The 18,723-nt window shown below is 38.9% G+C and carries 17 protein-coding genes and 1 pseudogene; 11 read left to right on the forward strand and 7 right to left on the reverse strand.

The genetic code is table 11. The features are described from left to right. Positions 1-2: 2 nt before the first annotated feature. A complete protein-coding gene (locus tag DIZ80_11910; protein RDH82962.1) occupies positions 3-1,202 on the reverse strand; it encodes a hypothetical protein in 1,200 nt (399 codons plus the stop codon). Between the two features lie 166 nt (positions 1,203-1,368). Beyond that, a pseudogene (locus DIZ80_11915) lies at positions 1,369-1,770 on the reverse strand (hypothetical protein). A 317-nt stretch (positions 1,771-2,087) separates the two neighbouring features. Here DIZ80_11915 and folB point away from each other — a divergent pair. Together folB and folK are read left to right on the forward strand one after the other, a co-directional pair. Further along, positions 2,088-2,441, forward strand: coding sequence for a dihydroneopterin aldolase (gene folB, locus DIZ80_11920; GenBank protein RDH82963.1), 354 nt, complete (start codon positions 2,088-2,090; stop codon positions 2,439-2,441). 4 nt (positions 2,442-2,445) lie between these two features. Continuing rightward, the gene (folK, locus tag DIZ80_11925; protein ID RDH82964.1) at positions 2,446-2,940 is read left to right on the forward strand and encodes a 2-amino-4-hydroxy-6-hydroxymethyldihydropteridine diphosphokinase; all 495 of its coding nucleotides are present in this window, start codon (positions 2,446-2,448) and stop codon (positions 2,938-2,940) included. 153 nt (positions 2,941-3,093) lie between these two features. Here folK and DIZ80_11930 read toward each other — a convergent pair whose 3' ends face one another. Then, positions 3,094-4,401: an ergothioneine biosynthesis protein EgtB gene (locus DIZ80_11930; protein RDH82965.1), complete on the reverse strand. Its 1,308-nt coding sequence runs from the start codon at positions 4,399-4,401 to the stop codon at positions 3,094-3,096. Positions 4,402-4,453: 52 nt separating this feature from the next. Here DIZ80_11930 and DIZ80_11935 point away from each other — a divergent pair, with 52 nt between their 5' ends. Continuing rightward, a complete protein-coding gene (locus DIZ80_11935) occupies positions 4,454-5,404 on the forward strand; it encodes a TIGR04348 family glycosyltransferase (protein ID RDH82966.1) in 951 nt (316 codons plus the stop codon). A gap of 37 nt (positions 5,405-5,441) precedes the next feature. Here DIZ80_11935 and selD read toward each other — a convergent pair whose 3' ends face one another. Continuing rightward, positions 5,442-7,721: a selenide, water dikinase SelD gene (selD, locus tag DIZ80_11940; protein RDH82967.1), complete on the reverse strand. Its 2,280-nt coding sequence runs from the start codon at positions 7,719-7,721 to the stop codon at positions 5,442-5,444. Between the two features lie 106 nt (positions 7,722-7,827). Here selD and egtD point away from each other — a divergent pair, with 106 nt between their 5' ends. Both egtD and DIZ80_11950 read left to right on the forward strand, forming a co-directional pair. Continuing rightward, a complete protein-coding gene (gene egtD, locus DIZ80_11945; protein RDH82968.1) occupies positions 7,828-8,793 on the forward strand; it encodes an L-histidine N(alpha)-methyltransferase in 966 nt (321 codons plus the stop codon). A 197-nt stretch (positions 8,794-8,990) separates the two neighbouring features. Continuing rightward, a complete protein-coding gene (locus tag DIZ80_11950) occupies positions 8,991-9,767 on the forward strand; it encodes a hypothetical protein (protein RDH82969.1) in 777 nt (258 codons plus the stop codon). A gap of 227 nt (positions 9,768-9,994) precedes the next feature. On the opposite strand, the gene DIZ80_11955 is transcribed toward DIZ80_11950, so the two are convergent. After that, complete coding sequence (locus DIZ80_11955; GenBank protein RDH82970.1) at positions 9,995-10,741, reverse strand: pteridine reductase; 747 nt, start codon at positions 10,739-10,741, stop codon at positions 9,995-9,997. On the opposite strand from DIZ80_11955, the gene DIZ80_11960 reads away from it, so the two are divergent. The 6 genes from DIZ80_11960 (at position 10,707) to DIZ80_11985 (ending at position 16,631) form a co-directional block, all read left to right on the forward strand. Further along, a complete protein-coding gene (locus tag DIZ80_11960) occupies positions 10,707-11,951 on the forward strand; it encodes an SAM-dependent methyltransferase (protein ID RDH82971.1) in 1,245 nt (414 codons plus the stop codon). The genes DIZ80_11955 and DIZ80_11960 overlap by 35 nt on opposite strands. A 42-nt stretch (positions 11,952-11,993) precedes the next feature. Continuing rightward, entirely contained in the window at positions 11,994-12,797 is an 804-nt protein-coding gene (locus DIZ80_11965; GenBank protein ID RDH82972.1) for an undecaprenyl-diphosphatase, read from the forward strand. After that, positions 12,790-13,185, forward strand: coding sequence for a hypothetical protein (locus tag DIZ80_11970; GenBank protein RDH82973.1), 396 nt, complete (start codon positions 12,790-12,792; stop codon positions 13,183-13,185). The genes DIZ80_11965 and DIZ80_11970 overlap by 8 nt, the downstream gene beginning before the upstream one ends. Positions 13,186-13,362: 177 nt before the next feature. Further along, positions 13,363-13,614: a sulfurtransferase TusA gene (locus tag DIZ80_11975; GenBank protein ID RDH82974.1), complete on the forward strand. Its 252-nt coding sequence runs from the start codon at positions 13,363-13,365 to the stop codon at positions 13,612-13,614. Then, positions 13,611-14,153: a hypothetical protein gene (locus DIZ80_11980; GenBank protein ID RDH82975.1), complete on the forward strand. Its 543-nt coding sequence runs from the start codon at positions 13,611-13,613 to the stop codon at positions 14,151-14,153. The genes DIZ80_11975 and DIZ80_11980 overlap by 4 nt, the downstream gene beginning before the upstream one ends. 12 nt (positions 14,154-14,165) lie before the next feature. Further along, complete coding sequence (locus DIZ80_11985) at positions 14,166-16,631, forward strand: hypothetical protein (GenBank protein ID RDH82976.1); 2,466 nt, start codon at positions 14,166-14,168, stop codon at positions 16,629-16,631. A gap of 62 nt (positions 16,632-16,693) precedes the next feature. Here the strand turns inward: DIZ80_11985 and DIZ80_11990 are convergent, their stop codons facing one another. Then, a complete protein-coding gene (locus DIZ80_11990; protein ID RDH82977.1) occupies positions 16,694-17,341 on the reverse strand; it encodes a DNA-binding response regulator in 648 nt (215 codons plus the stop codon). Next, positions 17,338-18,723 (reverse strand): hypothetical protein, encoded by a 1,386-nt coding sequence (locus DIZ80_11995; protein RDH82978.1) that lies wholly within the window; start codon positions 18,721-18,723, stop codon positions 17,338-17,340. Before DIZ80_11995 ends, DIZ80_11990 begins: the two co-directional genes overlap by 4 nt.

An 18,723-nucleotide genomic window follows, 5' to 3' on the forward strand; every position in this document is an offset into this window, starting at 1 on the left:
AGTTATATACTATTTAATACATCCTCAGCCCAGTTAATGGCATCTATATTAATATCAGATAATTCCTCAGTGCTTAAATTGGCAAAACGAATATTCATCCAGTCGCCTTCTTCCTGAGCCAGTGTGCAGTTAATGGCTTCGCCCAGATCACCTTCACGGTTTAATAATGCGGCAATTATACTATCGGCTAATGGTAGTGGAGAGATGAGCTCTTCCAGGCTGCGATCCATAAGTAAGTCTAATGAGGAAAACATACCGACTGTAAAAAAACTATCTGCTGGTTTCAGGTTTGCTTTTTCTGCGAGTAATTCACAGCTGCGCGCACGAACCATGGATATGCGTACCTGTTCCCGGGGTTTATTGTCCATACCGCTCAGTGCCATCATGGATGCCCATGTGCAAAGTTGTTTGCGTCCCAGCATAACAGTGGCATGTTGAATAGATTCAATTTTTGTTGATCTTGAAAAGAATGCAGAATTCATTAACTGTAATATTTTGTAGCTTAATGCCACGTCTTTACTAATGGTATCAACAACCGTATCCGTATCTGTTTCCGGGTTATGCAAAATAGAGAGCAGGTTGATTACGCTCATCTGGTTGGAGTCCAGTGATTCACCGCTAACAATGCGCGGGCGATTAAGAAAATAACCCTGAATATAATCAACACCTACATCACGGCAAATATCGTAAGCATCATGATCTTTTACATGATCAGCCAGAATAACCGGGTGGAGTTTTTTTAATATTTTTAAATGGGCGCGTATCTCAGCAGCAGCCAGATTTTCAATATTAATATCAATAATGCTCGCCATGCTGGCAAGTGGCTGTAAAGAGGGGTGTTGCAGGTAGTTGTCCAGAGCCAGCTTGAATCCTGCGTCGGCAAGTCGTTTAGTGCCGTCGATTACTTCATTGGTTACATTGACATATGAGGGTATTTTTAATATTACCCGGTCTGCAGGAAGAGGCAGCTCGTAATCGCTTTGTAAAAAATGTTCGGTCAGGGTAATAAATGCAATTTTTTTACCGACCAGTTTATCGATGCCAATTTCCATAAAAGTATTAATGATTACCTGTGAGGTAGCCATATCGGCTTGAATGCTTTCATTGTTGTCTTCACTGGCCGAGTGAGACATTAGTTCATAGGCATATACATCCAGATCCTTGGTGTATATGGGTTGTCGTCCGACAAAAAATTCAGCCATTATTAATGTTCTTTATAATTTGGTTGTTTCAGACTCTAAATATAGTCTAAAACCATAACAATTATATTGATTTGGTCGGCAAATTAAATATAAATTTCAGGCATAAAAAAACCCGCTATATAAGCAGGTTTTTTAGAAATATAACGAAACTTTTATTTGATCAGTATTATTTGATCTTGGCTTCTTTATACATCACATACTTACGAATAGTAGGATCAAATTTTTTGATCTCCATCTTTTCAGGCATGTTTTTCTTGTTCTTGTCTGTGGTATAGAAGTGACCAGTACCTGCAGATGAAACTAATTTAATTTTTTCACGCATAGTCTTCTCCTAAACCTTTTCGCCGCGAGCGCGCATTTCAGTCAATACAGTGTCTATGCCTTTCTTATCGATAAGACGCATACCTGATGTTGAAACGCGTAATTTTACATAACGCTTTTCGCTCTCCACCCAGAAACGGTGGTTGTGTAAATTAGGCAAAAAACGACGACGTGTTCTGTTCTTTGCGTGTGATACGTTGTTACCGGACATAGGCTTCTTACCTGTGACCTGACATACTCTAGACATGGATGACTCCAGTTAAAACTTTAAATATAGTAAGAGCAGGTTGATGTCTATACCGAACATGCTCTAGAAATCTGAGGGGCGTGATGATACCGGATTTAGGGGGGGTAAACAAGTCATTATGACTATTTACGAGCACTTTAATACAGGGTATTGGCAGCCTGATGTGCTTCATTGTATAGTATCGTCAAATATTAATGGCAAACTATTCGCTAACTAGTTGAATTTATTGAAAACTTGCTATTAGCTTGAGTACGTGTTCAAGGCTTGATGCCTTTTTATTATCTGATAATTAACCCCCTCTTTGTGAAGTTGAAACTATGGATATTGTTTTTATACGCGATTTACGCATCGAAACTGTAATTGGTATTTATGACTGGGAGCGTGAAATCCGTCAAATCGTCAGTCTCGACCTGGAAATGGGTACGGATATTCGCCGTGCCGGTGAAACCGACCATATAGATGATACGCTGGATTATAAGTCAGTTGCGAAGGCCTTGATTGAATTTGTTGAAAAATCGGAGTTTCAGCTGGTTGAAGCGCTTGCTGAGAAGTGCTCACAGATTATCCTCAATGATTTTAATGTGCCCTGGCTCAGACTACGCTTAAGTAAGCCGGGGGCGGTAACTGGCTCACAGGATGTGGGTGTATTAATAGAGCGGTCTAAAGAGTAATAACGTGGCCTGGGTATATATCAGTTTAGGTAGCAATATTGATCGAGAGGAGCTGACTCGTGCTGGTGTTGATGCTTTGCAGAAACGCTATGGTGAGCTGGTGCTGTCATCTGTTTATGAAAGTGAAGCAGTGGGTTTTGAGGGTGACAGTTTCTACAATATGGTGATTGGCCTGCAAACCGATGATGATGTATTGAAAGTGGCTCAGGCATTACGCCTGATTGAAGATGAAAATGGTCGCGACCGCAGTGGTCCACGTTTTTCATCACGAACGCTGGATCTGGATCTTTTGCTTTATGATGACCTGATTATAAATCAGGACAAACTCCAGATTCCAAGAGATGAAATCTTATTAAGAGCATTTGTATTATGGCCAATGGCTGAAGTTGCGCCTGATCTGACTCATCCTGAGGTTAATAAAACTTATGCTGAGTTATGGAGCGAGTTTGATAAGGAGAAAGAAAAACTCGAGCCGATTGAGTTTGATTTTGTTAGTTAGGGTATATCTCTATCGGGGAAAGAGCGCCGTTTTTTGGCGCTCAAAAAGCGAGGGTTAACCTGTTTTAGCTAAGTTATGTAATATTGTCAGTTCTATACAATTTACTTTTCCCCGAACAAAGCAATCATACGAGGGGATTAGTCAGTAGGATGATCACAACGCACAACTTCGAAATCCTGCAAACACATCATTACGATCCGGCCCATAATACGTTCTCCAGGTATTACGAATCATTCGCGCACGAGTCGTCCAGGCGCCGCCACGTAAAACTCTGGTTTGCCCGAATAAGGGTTGAGAATAATCTTCGTACATATCAGCAACAAATCCCGGGTATGGGTTGAATGTGTCTTCTACCCACTCCCATGTATTGCCAATCATTTGTCGACAACCAAATGCACTGTCACCTTCGGCTAGTGCATTTACATCAATAGTGTCCATGGCATAACCATCTAGATTGGCAAGTTTGGTTGTGGGGGCTTCATTCCCCCATGGGAACGTGCGCTTTTCATTAATATTGTCAGGTGAGCCTGAAGCGGCCAGTTCCCATTCTGCCTCGCTGGGTAAGCGACGACCTGCCCAGCGACACCAGGCTTTTGCTTCGTACCAGTTAATATGTATAACAGCTGCGTTGGGGCGTAACGTTATCCATTGATCAAACTGTTTAATTAACCAGTTTCCATTATCGTCTTTTTCCCAGCCATTCGGCGCGCTTATATTATTTGACTGTAACCATTGCCAGCCTTCGTCATCCCAGAACTGTTTATTGTTATAACCATCGTTATCTACAAAATCTGCATATTGCTGATAGCTGGTTGCAGTGCGTGAAATAGCAAAGGCTTTTACCTGAACAGGATGTAGCCATTTTTCATTATCAAAACAGAATTCAATATCTTCTGCTGCGCCTAATAAATATTCACCACCTTTTATATTTACATCACCTTCAAGGGGCACAGCGTTAACTTGTTCTGCATTGAAATAACAATCAGGCAGGGAGGGTGACGGGTAGTTTAGTGTTCGCCGGGTATAAGTGAACGCTTCTGTGTGCATGTCTTCATGAAAACCGCCGTAACGGCTGAGATAAACATCCTGCACGGTTACACGACTGCTTAGCAAAACCTGAATAACAGCATCGAGTACCTGCTGCATATAATGTTTTGTTTCGTCCAGAGATAGCAGGGGTAAATCCCAGCGGTCATTATGAGCAATGGTAATTGAGTCGTAAAGTGCATCGGCATTTTCTAAAAATGAATCAGCACCATGCAGTCCTCGTAAAATCCAGTATTCATAAAAATAGGCGGTATGACCTATTTCCCATAAGAGTGGATTAACCGTGTCCAGCATTGGGCCGATGAGTTGCTGTGAATCAAGATCATTAATTAAGGCAAGGGTGCGCTGTCGTGAATCTTTTAAATCAGTAATTAATGATTCTATTTCTTGTGAGGTTAGTTTTGAATCAGGCATATTTGATTAAATTTAATTTTTAGAGAAGAGTTTAATAGTCTAATATATAAAAATGCATATAGGAATAATAACACCTGCAGCCCCCGGGTCACTAAATGGAAACCGTGCCACTGCACAACGTTGGGCTGATTTTTTAATTGAGCTTGGTCATAAGGTCGATATTAGTGTGTCGTGGGATGGCACAGATTATGATGTCATGCTGGCATTACATGCATGGCGTAGTGCTGAATCTATTGCACAGTTTAAACAGAAGTTTCCTGATCGTGCTTTAGTTCTTGCGATGACGGGAACAGATTTATATCGATTCATTAATACTCACCCAGAGCCAACTTTAGCATCAATTCATTTAGCAGATAAACTCGTTACATTGCATCGTCTGGCTGATCGGGTATTGCCCGAATCAGTGAGAAATAAAGTTCACGTTATACACCAGTCGGCTTTACCCGTTGAGTGCTCGATAGGGCGTTCAGTTGATACATTTGATATTTGTGTTGTTGGTCATTTACGAGAAGAAAAGGATTCAATGCGGGTTGCGTATGCGGTAAGAAATTTACCTGAAGAAAGTCGTATACGGGTTCTGCATTATGGTAAAGCGCACAATGATGAGTGGGCAGGTTTTGCCAGAGAAGAAATGAAAAATAACCATCGTTACCAATGGTTTGGTGAAGTATCACATAATGATGTGTGTGAAGCTTATCGACGATGCCGGTTAATGGTATTGCCTTCGGTAATGGAAGGTGGTGCAAATGTTATATCAGAAGCAACAGTCGCTGGTCTGCCTGTGATTGCATCTAATATTGATGGCTCGGTTGGATTGCTAGGGGATGATTATGCAGGTTACTTTCCTGTTAAAGATGAAAATGCGCTGAGTGAAATTTTATTAAAGGCGGAAAGTGATGCAAATTTTGTTGAAAAATTAAGTCAACAATGTTGTGAGCGAGCAAAATTATTCACAGTTGAAGCTGAAAAACAGGGCTGGAAAAATTTATTAAATGAATTGTAAAAAGAGCATGACCTTCAAGCTCTTTTATTAATTGTCTTTACGTTAAGAGCGTCACGCTCTCAACACTTTTAGAATCTTTTGTTACCTGTCCAATAATGACACTAACGGGGTAACCCAGTTCCTGAAGTTCTACTAAACATTGTCCTGCATTTGCAGCAGGTATCGCCGCCAGCAATCCGCCAGAAGTTTGTGGGTCAAATAATAAAGGGAAATGTTTATGTTTGCGTAAGTTTTCAGATTCTTTTATGGCGCGTCGAAGGCGCACGTTCTGTTCCTGTAGCGAACTGAAAATACCGGTGGCAATCATTTCGAGTGCACCATCCATGACAGGTAAAGAATCTAAATTAACCTCAACACTTTTACCGGATGATCGGGTCATTTCAACAAGGTGGCCGAGCAAACCAAATCCCGTCACGTCAGTGCAGGCGGTTGCGCCATGTCGATGCATGCAAAATCCGGCAGCCTGATTAGATAACAGCATGCTTTGCAGTGCTTTATCTATCCAGCGACCTTTGGCTTTTAGTCTCATGTCTGCAGCAAATAAAGTGCCCGTGCCTAGCGCTTTGGTTAAAATTAAAACATCGCCATCTTGCATGCCTGATTTACGCATGACCTGTTCACGATCTGCCAGACCGGTTACAGAAAGGCCAAATGAAAGTTCAGCGCCTTCACTTGAATGACCGCCAACTAAAGCGGTATTGCTTGCATTTAATACATCTAAAGCACCAGACATAGTTTGAAATAACTGATCTTCTACCTGATTTTCTATGCCGTAAGGTATGGTTGCAATTGCCATAGCGGATTGTGATTCAGCGCCCATGGCAAAAATATCACTGAGCGCATGATTGGCTGCAATTTGACCGAAGATATAAGGGTCATCTATAAAACTACGAAAATAATCAACGCTTTGCACAATGAGTTTGCCCGGTGGTACTTCAGTAACCGCGGCATCATCCGGATCGGCTAAACCAATAATGATATCATCACGAGTAATGGGACTGAGTCGATTAACGACACGTGATAAAACCGTGCTGCCCACCTTGGCGCCACAGCCACCACAACGCATGGCGATGGCTGAAATTTCATGGATGGTTTTTTGGTCTGCCATGTCCTGATTGTATTCAGGTGCAGTGTCCTGTTTCATTTCGGGCAACTCATTAAAGTTGTCCATAAACTTACGATCAATCCAGTCTTTAATTTTCCATAACCAGTCACCTTCTAATGACCAGTTACTTCGAGAAGCGACGGCGTGTTTATCCCCTGTGCTAATCAGGCCAAGAAAATTCTTCTGTGGTTTAAAGGCTTTAAGTTTTTTGTTCTGTATAAAACGATCCAGATTTTTAGCCAATGGCATGCCCTGACGTACAGCAAATACACCAGATTTAGGTCTAGGATGATTTATGACCGCGGCAATATCGCCTGCGGCAAAAACATCTTCGTGTGAAATGGATTGCAGGTAATCATTTACAGCAATAAATCCATCTTTATCTACTTCAAGGCCAGATTCTGCTAACCAGGCAGGTGCTGAGGCATTTGTAACCCAGAGAGTTGCATCGGCGGTGTGTTGGTTTCCATTTGTATCGATGAGTTTATTGTGTTCAACTTTTTCAATTTTATGACCTGTATTTATCTTGATGTCACGTTGATGAAGGGTGCGTCTGAAGCGTCGTCGAACCTGAGAATTATGTGTTTTTAAAATATTGTCATCGTCACTATAAAGAGCAACTTCAATTTTTGCGGGTTTAATGTTTTCAAGTTTGAGCAGGTACTGTAAACGATATTGAGTCGCTAGCGCCATTTCAACTCCACCCGCACCACCACCTACAACGGCGAGATGAAAAGAGTCACCCTGTTGTGTGCGTTCTAAAATATTTTCTATCAAGCAATCCCACTGAGATAAAAAGCTATCAATGGGTTTAACGGGGATGGTGAATTCATCGGCACCCGGGGTATGTAAAGTGCCTGGTCTTGATCCAATATTGATTGAAACCAGATCGTAATTTATGGGTGGTCTGTCGGGGCAAATAATCTGTTTATTTTCAAGGTCGATAGATTTGACTTCAGCATGAAAAATACGTGCTTTTGCAAAATGGGCCAGAGGGCGTAAATCAATATGTGCCTGATCATAATCATAATGACCCGCGATATAACCTGGCAGCATGCCGGAGTAGGGGGTGTGCAGGTCACGGGTAATCAGCGTAAGTCGTAACCCGGGAACAGGGTTCATGGCAAAATACTTAAGAACTGAAAGGTGGCTGTGGCCACCACCGACTAATACCAGTTCTTTAATGACAGGGACAGTATTGGAGTTATTCATGTAACCTTTAGGTTTATCGGGTTGAATTTTTAGTTTATGCCAGACGGTAGTCTACACCTCGAGCAGCATGTATTATAGGGTCAAATTTAAAGAGCTCGTTTGTTTTATGACAAAATCTACAGATCGTTTCCAGTTTTTCGATCAGCATCCGGAAATAGCTGATTTTGAAAAGGATATTATTCAGGGCTTGTCTGCCTCCGAACCTTACATTTTACCTAAATATTTTTATGATGAAACAGGTTCAAAGTTATTTGAGGATATTTGTAGCACTGAAGAATATTATCCAACTCGTACAGAAGTTAGTATTATTCGAGACAATATCGATGATCTTGTAAATAATCTGGGTAAAGAATGCCTGTTAATTGAACCGGGTAGTGGAGATAGTTATAAGGTTCGATTATTACTTGATGCGTTAAGGCCAATTGCTTATTTGCCAATTGACATATCAAGGCGTTATTTACAGGATGAGGCAAAAAAACTGGCAGCTGAATTTACATGGTTAAATGTGCATGCGGTGTGTGCAGATTTTACGGGTAAATTAAAGTTACCCTATCATGTGGAAGCGACTGGTAAAGTTGCATTTTTTCCGGGTTCAACGATTGGTAATTTTATGCCTGAGCAGGCTGTTGCGGTACTGGAAGAAATTAAAAGTATGGTGGGCCAGGATGGTGGTCTGTTAATTGGCGTGGATTTACGAAAGGCCCCGGCAATTTTAAATGCTGCTTACAATGACAAAAAAGGTTTTACGGCGCAGTTTAATCTGAATCTGTTAACGAGAATTAATAATGAGCTAGGTGCAAATTTTAAACTGAATAGTTTTAAACACCATGCTTTTTTTAATGAAGAAAAAAGTCGCATAGAAATGCATTTGCTCAGTTTGCAGGATCAGCAGGTTAAACTTGCTGGTCAAGTTTTTGAATTTAAAAAAGATGAATCAATTCTTACCGAGTATTCTCATAAGTACTCAATTGAGCATTTTCAGGAATTGGCACAAAAGGCCGGTTTTGAAAGAGTGAAAACATGGGTAGATAATGAAAAATTATTCAGTGTGCATTATTTGAAAGTTTGCTAGATATAATTCAAGCAAAGATATATCCCTAAGTTTCAAGATTAATTTACAGCACTAGAAATGTGTCGGTGTGTTTTGTATGCTCAGCAGTTGAAAAATAACGCAAATAGTATAAAGTATCAGCGAAACAATAACTTATAAAAATAGGCGTGATTATTACGCTGCACTCTTCTTATATAGTAATTCAGGGATAGATATAAATGAAAAATAACATACAGGCTCTAATAAATGTTGGGCTGTTAACAATAGTGCTTAATTCTTTGCCGACGAATGCTGCAATTATTAATGGTATTGTTACGGGGACTGTTCAGTATTCATCTGATAGTAACGACTTCGATGAAACCTTTTTCTTCAATGCAGGAAATACCAACCCTTATGTTGGTTCAAACTATACTATTAACTTCAGTATTGATACTGCCTTAGCACCACTAGACGGTAATATTTATGGTGTTGATCCTTATATTGGTCATTACGCTACTGATTCAGGTGATTCATATAACCCCCAGCCCCATACAGACTGGTTGCAAATGTCACTAACGGTAGAGGAGCAAACAATTGATTTAAATGGCTCTCGCTCAAGTTATATTAGCCTTTCAGATGGTACTCAAAATCAAAATGTAGATATGCTTGATATTGGAAATAGTGATGCATTTTATGTTGATTATTTAAATTATGAACAAAGTGAGCTGGTTTTATCAATGTGGGATAACGATACACTGAATAATTTAATTACTGGTGACTCGTTAAATCAATCATTTTCGTGGGTTAATAATGGTAGCCCTTCAGTATATGCTTATGGTCACTTAGCCATTGGTAGAGGTCAGGGTACGTCTGAGCTGGGATATACGAGCTACGACTCGGCAAGTTTAGATTTGAGTATAGATACTATTCAATACTCAGTAGTGCCGGTACCACCTGCTATTATTTTATTTGTGTCAGGTCTTATAGGGCTTATCGGTTTTAGAAGGCTAATTTGATTTTTCAGTTATAATTTTATAATTGTGATCTGAGTTTTCTCTAGATTCTGGAACGCATTAATTAGGGGGGCATTCTTTTTTATTTTAAACTGACTTCGTAGCACAATGTAGAATAAAGTCATTCCGATTATAATAAATTTAAATATTGATAGTTGTGCTTAAACGAACAGATGTTTTTATCTGGGGGAAAGTGCCAGAATAAAATATCTATAGTTTTTGAACTAAAGCTAAATGTTCAAGCTCCGTCCACCATCAACTGGAATTACCTGCCCGGTAATGTACTCCCCATTCATTACTAAAAATCTCACAGCTTTTGCAATATCTTCCGGGCAGCCCTGTCGTTTTAGTGCTGTGCGCTCAAGAATAGATGCCTGAACCTCAGGGTCTAGTTCAGTGCTGGGCCACATAATTGCACCTGGTGCGACGCCGTTCACACGTATTTCTGGTCCAAGTTCTTTAGCAAGTGATTGAGTGATCATAGCTAGACCCGCTTTAGCAGCACAGTAAACGGGGTGTTCTTTCATTGGGCGAAACGCATGTATATCTACAATATTAATGATGCAGCCGTTATTTTGTTTTAAATAGGGTGTAGCTGACTGAGATAGGAATATGGGGGCTTTTAGATTGCTGCCCATTAAATCATCCCAGTTTGCTTCTGTTATTTTACCGACGGGAGTTGGATAGAAGCTTGATGCGTTGTTCACTAGAACATCAAGTCCACCCCAAATAGATGCGGCGCTTTTTACTAAAGCATCGAGAGTATCAATTTGAAGTAAATCTGCCTGCAATATACTGGCTGAGTCAGTACGCAGCTTATTTAATGAATTTGCAAGGTGTGTGGCGCTATCAGCTGATGAGCGATAATGGATCACAATATTTAAGCCAGCTGCATGGAGTGTGCGAGCGATTTCCGCACCGATTCGTGCAGCAGCACCGGTAATGAGTACTGTTCTGGGAACTGAATTATTTTGCATGATAGAATGCCATTTATTATTTTCAAATATTGTAACATTAATGCAGACACTAGATTTACCTGAACCGACTGATGATGAAATTGAGCAAAGTCGGAAATTGAATGAAATTATTAAACAGTCAGTAGCTGATGCGGGCGGGTGGATTGATTTTGATCAGTATATGCAGTTGGCCCTGTATGCACCTGGATTAGGTTATTACAGTGGTGGGGTGCAAAAGTTTGGTGAGCAGGGTGATTTTATAACATCACCTGAAGTCAGTCCGCTATTTGCTCAAACTCTTGCGAATCCAGTTTCAATGGTTCTGGAAAAAATGACAGATGCTAAAATAATTGAATTTGGTGCCGGCTCTGGTAAGTTGGCAGCAGATATATTGTTGGCATTACAGAAGAAGAATGAATTACCGGAAGAATATTTAATCATAGAATTAAGTGCAGAATTACAGCAAAGGCAGAAAGAGACAATTCAGCAGATAGTGCCTGACTTGTATAGCCGGGTAAGCTGGTTATCATTTTTACCGGAGAAACCGGTTAATGCAGTAGTGATTGCTAATGAAGTATTAGATGCAATGCCGGTGAAGCGCTTTTCAATAAAAGACAAAACAGTACAGTTGTTAGGGGTTGACGTATTTCAGCAGGAACTTCGATTAAGTTATAAAGATGCGGGTAAAAAAATAACAGATAGTATTGATTTATTAAACATTGAGAGTCCAGGTCATACCTATACCAGTGAAATAAATTTAAATATAGAACCCTGGATAAAATCAATTTCACAGTGCATTAATAGAGGTGCTGTATATTTAATTGATTACGGTTATCCGCGCAGTGAATATTATTCAGAAGAACGTCATATGGGTACATTTATGGGTTACTATCGTCACCGCTCTATAGATGAGCCATTATGGTATCCAGGTTTGCAGGATTTAACCGCATTTGTTGATTTTACCTCTGTTGCAGAAGCCGCTATTGAAAATGATTTTGATGTGGATGGTTTTACATCTCAGGGTAATTTTTTAATTAATGCCGGTTTAGCAAATATTGTAGAAAAAACTAGAGCAGATAGTGAAATAAAAAAATTACAAATTGTGCAGCAAATGAAAACATTAAGTTTGCCTGGTGAAATGGGTGAGCGTTTTAAAGTGATTGGATTATCGAAAGGGTTAGAAGAAAATATCCCCGGTTTTGAAGTGCGTGATTTTCGTTACAGATTGTAATTGATTGAATCATTTAAATATAAATATAGTTAAGAGATAATAATGGATTTTTTACAAATACTTGTTTTGGCGTTAGTGCAGGGTTTAACAGAATTTTTGCCAGTTTCCAGTTCGGCGCATCTTATACTCGTGCCAATTTTAACAGGATGGGAGGACCAGGGGTTAGCATTTGATGTTGCGGTGCATGTGGGAACACTTGCAGCAGTGGTTTTATATTTTAGAAATGAAATTGGAAGAATGACTGTCTCATGGGGAGCATCAGTTATTGGTAAAGGGTTTGATCAGGATGCAAAGTTGGCCTGGGCTGTGCTATTTGGAACGATACCTGTAGGGCTTGCTGGTTTGTTCTTTAAAGATTTTATTGAATTACACTTACGTGCCCCGGAGGTGCTGGCAACTTCAACGTTGGTGTTTGCACTGTTATTATGGTGGGCTGATGCCAAAGGACGAGAAACTCGTGATGAGTATTCTTTACGCTGGATTGATATTTTATTTATTGGTCTGGCTCAGGCTTTAGCTTTAATTCCCGGGACATCGCGTTCAGGCGCGACGATGACCGCAGCATTGTTTTTAGGCTTAAGTCGTAAAGCGTCAGCACGGTTTTCATTTTTATTATCTATTCCTGTTATTGTTTTAGCTGGTGGTTTAAAAACACTGGATTATCTAAAAGAAGCAACTATAGATGATATGCAGCCCTTAATGCTGGGTGCATTATTATCAGGTGTAAGTGCGTATTTTTGTATACATTATTTTCTTAAACTACTAGAAAAAATGGGTATGTTGCCATTTGTTATTTATCGAATTGTACTAGCAATATTTTTATTTGTGATGTTTGCGGATGTCTAAAAAAAATCCGTTATTAAAATATAAGCAGCTTTGGTTGATAGTCGGTTATGGTCTGATTGCGTATGTGCTTTATAGTTCATTGACATCTGACCCGATAACAATGGATGTGAAGTTTTTTGATAAATATGCGCATGTCTTTGGTTATTTTGTTTTAATGGGCTGGTTCATGCAGATTTATCATGCAAAAAAAACGGTCTATATGTGTGCTATTTTTTTTATTGTTATGGGAATAAGCCTTGAGTTTTTACAGGCTATGACGGGCTATCGTTTTTTTGATGTATACGACATGTTAGCAAATACCACGGGCGTGTTGCTTGCGTGGATGTTAGTTAGAACTCCATTTCCAGAAATACTTTCCTATATTGAATCAAAGCTATTAAAAAATTAATAGTATTGAGTTATCTGAAGTTTATTGCAGATAAAACATAGAGTTATATGTATTTAATGCATATTGTTCTTATGTGCCACCCTTTCGTGTATAACTAAATTAATAGAAAAATAGGCTATTATATATAGATCGTATACACATAAGAGTTGTGCGCATGTTGGTGTTTTTAAGAGAGTAATGAAAATGAATGAATCTGATGATAGTCTTGATGTTTGCGGTATGTGCTGCCCAATGCCCTTGATATCATTATCTAAATCTGCTGGTTCTCTTGAGGCTGGTAAAACATTAAGAATTATAGGTGATGACCCAATATTTGAGCAAGGTGTCAGAGATTTTTGTGAGTTAAATCAGCACGAAATACTCAGTGTTAAACCACAGGTTGGTCGAATGATTGAAATTATCATCAAAATATCCGAGTCAGAAGAATGACAAAATCAAAAGGTAAGAATGCAACAATATTGCTGGTGAGTGGTGAGTTAGATAAAGCGATAACCGCATTTGAAGTAGCATTAGCATTAGCATCTATGGGTGAGCAGGTGAATATGTGGTTCATTTTTTATGGGGTTAACTCTATAAAAAAACCTCAAAGCTTAATGAGACGCTTTAGAAAGCTATTCCAGAAAGCACAGCCGGCACCAGGGCGTGTAATCGAAACGGATTTGCTTCTTCAACGGTTTATACCCTTTTTAAATTCTAGCTCAAATTCAATGTTGCCATTGAGTCAATTAAACTTTCTAGGTTTAGGTTCACGTTTTGTTAAATATATAATGCGGCGTAAGGGAGCCCCGTCATTAGAGTATTTAGTTAAAGAAGCAGATAGTATGGGGGTCACTTTTAAAATTTGTCAGCCATGCGTTGATATATTAATGATAGATACAGAAAAAGATTTAATGGTTAAAGCTGAAGTTTCAGGTGTTAGTAGTTACGCAGTTGATGTAAGTAAGTCACACTATAACGTGACATATTAGGTATTTTTTACCATGTCATTGAAGCAAAATTCAGAAAAAGAAATACTTCAACAACAGCTGCATATTGCAGAGCGTCAGCTTGAACTTATCAAGACAGTTACTGATGAATTAGTTACTGAACTTGACCTTAATAAGTTGCTGGATTCTATTGCTATTAAAGCACGTGAAGTTATTTCAGCTGAAACACTTACGATTCCAGTTATACATTCAACAAAAGAAAAATATACATATCAGGCTGCAGCTGGAAAAAATGCTGCTGATATTTTGAATGTAACATTTCCTATATCGACTGGAATGTGCGGCTGGGTGCTGAGTAACCAGAAGCCATTAATATTCGCCAAAGATTTAACATGGTCTATGAATGAAAAGCTGATATGGGAGGAGGGTATGGAATCTTCTCTGTTGGTCCCATTAATGGCACGAGGTGAAATAGTCGGTGGTTTATCTGGGCTTGGTAAGCAGGGTGGTGGAACCTTTACTCAGCAGGATTTCGATTTATTACAGATTTTTGCTAATCAGGTTAGTGTTGCTATTGATAATGCAAGAATATTTGAAGAGTTATCAGAAGAGAAAGAAAGATCTGAAACAACACTAAATTCAATTGGTGATGCTGTCATCACAACTGATACGTCTGGTCGTGTTGAACGAGTAAACCCTGTAGCAAGTCAGCTGCTAGGTGTTTCAGATAAACTGTTGCGTGGGAAACCGCTTGTTGATGTATTTAAGATACATAATTCAAAAACAGGTGAAAAAATTCAAGACCCGGTTGCCAGGGTTATTTCCAGTGGTGAAATAGTTGGATTAGGAAAACATACGGTACTGGTATCTGCTGATGGACGTGAATATCAAATAGCGGATAGTGCTGCCCCGATCAGGAATGATCACAATGAGTTGATAGGTGTGATACTTGTTTTTCATGATGTGACAGAAGAGTATAAATTAAATGCAGAATTACTTGATAGTGAGCGTAAACATCGTCAGTTGGTTGAAAACCTGAGTGATGAGTTTTTTATGTTTACACTTAATAAGGATAGAGAATTTAGTTATATTAGTCCTTCAGTGTTTAACTGTCTGGGTTTTAAAGAGAGTGAATTTATAGAAAAGTGTAGAGATAAAATAATTGATAATGAAGCAAAAGAGAATTTAAAAAATAATTTACACAAAGTCTTTAATGGTATTCAGCCACAGGCTTGTGAAATTGATATGTTTAATTCAATAAATGAAATATGTAATATACGTATAACTCATACGCCTGTCTTTAATTCGAAAGGGAGTGTTGTAGCTGTTGAAGGGCTCGCGCAAAACATTACCAATCAGAAGGTGCTAGAAGAGTCATTACGTCACTCTCAGAAAATGGAAGCAGTCGGGCATCTCTCTGGAGGCATAGCTCATGATTTTAATAATCAGTTAGGTGTTGTACTTGGTTATCTAGAAATGTTAAAGGATGAGGTAAGTGAAGATCCGCGTGTTAATTCATGGATTAAATCGGCTACAAAAGGTGCTCAGAGATGTGCGGAATTAACCAAGGGCTTGCTCGATTTTTCTCGTAAGAAAGATTTCAATAAGAAAACTTTAAATTTGAATGAAAGTCTGTTGGGTATGCAAAGTATTTTACAGAGCTCAATTACACCATCAATTGAGTTAAAATTTGTATTTTGTCATGATGTTTGGGATGTTATGGCTGACGATGGTGAGCTTCAGGATTCGGTACTAAATCTTATTATTAATGCACGTGATGCTATGACAGATGGAGGTGTGCTTGAGGTCAAAACAGAAAATATTATATTAGAAAGAGCTCAGCCATATCATGTAAATAATTTAGCTGCAGGTAAGTATGTTAAGTTAAGTGTCAATGACTCTGGTAGTGGTATGAGTGAGGATGTTCTGGAGCATATATTTGAGCCATTTTTCACAACAAAAATGGTAGGCAAAGGAACAGGGCTAGGCATGGCTATGTTGTTTGGCTTTGTTGAAAGAGTGAAGGGTGCTATAAATATTGAATCTGAGTTGGGTAAAGGTTCATGTGTTGAAATTTATTTTCCTAAATCTGTTCAGAAAAATAAATCGAGTGATATTTCAGATAATAAGGTTGTCTTGTCTGGTGGAAATGAAAGCATATTGTTAGTGGAGGATGAAGTTGATTTATGTGAACTGGCGGAGATTTATCTCACTAGTTTTGGCTATAAAGTATATGTGGCAGAAAATTCAGATAAAGCGCTGGATTTGTTGAAAGATGAAGATATAAAAAATATTGACTTGTTATTTAGCGATGTTGTTATGCCTGGTCGCATTGATGGATTTATGCTTGCTGAGAAAGTGAAAAAAATATATCCAGAGATAAAGGTATTAATGGCAACAGGGTATGCTTCTCATAAAAATATCGAAAACACATCGTTTGAATTGAAAAAAAATATTTTATTCAAACCCTATACACGTAAAGATCTTGCGATACGTATTAGGGCAGTTCTTGATCATTAAATAGAAAGATGGTTCTAAACTTTATATGTATGTGCTAAATAGTTATAAATCATAATATTAACCTAAGGTGACATTAATTCCAGTCGTATCGCTAACCGAGTTAAACCGGCGATGTCGGAGATGTCTAATTTGTTTTTAATGCTGGTCGTATGATGACCAACTGTTTTTGGGCTTAAATTTAATAAGTCGGCAATGTTGCTTACACTTTTACTGTCAGCTAAAAGTAGAAAAATTTCAAATTCTCTAGGTGTCAGTTTGGTTAGTGGATCACCATCAACTAAACTTCGAGCTTTAACCAGATAAGGCATTAATTCATGGCCAACATATATTTCTCCCTTTGCTACCTGGCGTATGGCTTCAATCATAACCTGAGATGCGCTACGTTTAGAAATGTATCCTAGTACTCCCAGATCTAGTGCCCGGGTAAGAAAAACCTCATTTTCATAAACACTAAAGACGAGTATTTTTGCTGCTTTGTCTTTTATTAAGATTCGTCGACTGGCTTCAAGACCACCTATGCCCGGCATGGATAAATCCATTACTAGAACATCTGGTTTGTGGTTAAAGTATTCGGTGTATGCTGAACCACCATCATCAGCTTCAGCTATGACTGAAATTCCATTGGTTGCTTCTAGTAATCGACTATAGCCTGCACGCACAACTTCATGATCATCCACCAGTAGTACGCTAATGTCATTCTTTATATTCATGATAAATTTAATGGAACTAAAATATTTATTGAAACACCGTCGCCTGGCTGGCTGCGCAACTGCAGTTTACCATTTAATGACTCTACCCTTTCTCTCATTCCTATTAAGCCAAGGCCGTTACAGGATGACTGTAAATTGAAACCAGTGCCATTATCAGTGATTTTTAATAAAAGGTTATTTGCATCATTATGCAATTCAATATCAACCTTGTCAGCATTTGCATGTTTAGAAATGTTTGTCAGGCCTTCCTGTACAATTCTATACAGGGTTATATTGAAATGTTCGTTTAGAGTTGATAAATCACCTGTATGTGTAAAACAGTATTGTGTTTTTTGATTTCTATTCTGCCATGCTTTTATTTCGTCTTTGAGTGCTTCGACCAGACCGAGATTGTCCAGAATGCCTGGGCGTAACCTGTGCATCATTGAGTGCACAACATCGTAAACTCGAGAAGACACATCCATAATTGCATTGGCACTGGTTTCAATGCGTTTATCTTTATCTGAAATGTCACGAATCAGTTCTGCATCTGCCTGAATAGCTGTCAGGCATTGCCCAAGTTCATCATGAAGTTCACGTGACAGGTGTTTTCTCTCTGCTTCCTGTATTTCTAGTGAGGTGTGTATCAGGCGACGATTCTCCTGTAGTAATTTTGTAGATAGTGATTCAGCTTCCTGTAATTGTCGCGTACGGTTCGATACTTCAGCCACCATTCGATTAAATGATGCTGCAGTTTTTCCTACTTCATCACATGGGGTAGTGGGTACTGTTACGGAATAATCTCCGCCTTCTACCTGTTCAGCTGCATCTGATAACATACCTAACCTACGCGTAAGACCAAGCCCGATTATGATTGTAACTACTATGGTTAAAATTATTTCTATGGCAGCAATGCTAATACCTCTGATGCGTGATTTATTAATTACGTCATGCATTAGCTTTAAAGAAAAACCCATTACAACTTTTCCCATAGGCTGATCGGCAACCGTTATTACTTCTGCAATATCAAAAATATTATCATCTGTAAGAGCCGGGTGTGTGTCTATCCGGGGCAGTTTTGTTTCAGGGAATGGCCCGAAAGAAAAAACGATATTATTGTCTCTATCGAGTATTGCAAGATACTGTAGTTCTTTATAACTGATAACATTTTTTAGATAATCCTCCAGTGAAGCATAATCAACAGCGACCATTAAATTACCGGATGTATTGGCTATTTGTTGAATCATACTGGTTGCTGTATCTCTGAGCCGATCTGTGTGGGTGGTTTGTATGATTGAAATGTTATTCCACACCAGTATTGAAAGCATAACAATTTCAATGATAACAACACTAACGATCAGACGACAACGCAGTGACTGCAAAAGTGGTATTGATTTACTCAT

Origin of the sequence: endosymbiont of Galathealinum brachiosum (genome assembly GCA_003349885.1) — a bacterium.
Classification (GTDB): domain Bacteria; phylum Pseudomonadota; class Gammaproteobacteria; order SZUA-229; family SZUA-229; genus SZUA-229.

Bases quoted from the DNA above. Each gene is read 5' to 3' on its own strand.
- DIZ80_11910 (RDH82962.1), bottom strand. From the start codon at position 1,202: ATGGCTGAATTTTTTGTCGGACGACAACCCATATACACCAAGGATCTG.
- DIZ80_11990 (RDH82977.1), bottom strand. From the start codon at position 17,341: ATGAATATAAAGAATGACATTAGCGTACTACTGGTGGATGATCATGAA.
- selD (RDH82967.1), bottom strand. From the start codon at position 7,721: ATGAATAACTCCAATACTGTCCCTGTCATTAAAGAACTGGTATTAGTC.
- folB (RDH82963.1), top strand. From the start codon at position 2,088: ATGGATATTGTTTTTATACGCGATTTACGCATCGAAACTGTAATTGGT.
- DIZ80_11935 (RDH82966.1), top strand. From the start codon at position 4,454: ATGCATATAGGAATAATAACACCTGCAGCCCCCGGGTCACTAAATGGA.
- DIZ80_11930 (RDH82965.1), bottom strand. From the start codon at position 4,401: ATGCCTGATTCAAAACTAACCTCACAAGAAATAGAATCATTAATTACT.
- DIZ80_11980 (RDH82975.1), top strand. From the start codon at position 13,611: ATGACAAAATCAAAAGGTAAGAATGCAACAATATTGCTGGTGAGTGGT.
- DIZ80_11955 (RDH82970.1), bottom strand. From the start codon at position 10,741: ATGCAAAATAATTCAGTTCCCAGAACAGTACTCATTACCGGTGCTGCT.
- egtD (RDH82968.1), top strand. From the start codon at position 7,828: ATGACAAAATCTACAGATCGTTTCCAGTTTTTCGATCAGCATCCGGAA.
- DIZ80_11985 (RDH82976.1), top strand. From the start codon at position 14,166: ATGTCATTGAAGCAAAATTCAGAAAAAGAAATACTTCAACAACAGCTG.
- DIZ80_11960 (RDH82971.1), top strand. From the start codon at position 10,707: ATGAGTACTGTTCTGGGAACTGAATTATTTTGCATGATAGAATGCCAT.
- DIZ80_11970 (RDH82973.1), top strand. From the start codon at position 12,790: ATGTCTAAAAAAAATCCGTTATTAAAATATAAGCAGCTTTGGTTGATA.
- DIZ80_11965 (RDH82972.1), top strand. From the start codon at position 11,994: ATGGATTTTTTACAAATACTTGTTTTGGCGTTAGTGCAGGGTTTAACA.
- DIZ80_11995 (RDH82978.1), bottom strand. From the start codon at position 18,723: ATGAGTAAATCAATACCACTTTTGCAGTCACTGCGTTGTCGTCTGATC.
- DIZ80_11950 (RDH82969.1), top strand. From the start codon at position 8,991: ATGAAAAATAACATACAGGCTCTAATAAATGTTGGGCTGTTAACAATA.
- DIZ80_11975 (RDH82974.1), top strand. From the start codon at position 13,363: ATGAAAATGAATGAATCTGATGATAGTCTTGATGTTTGCGGTATGTGC.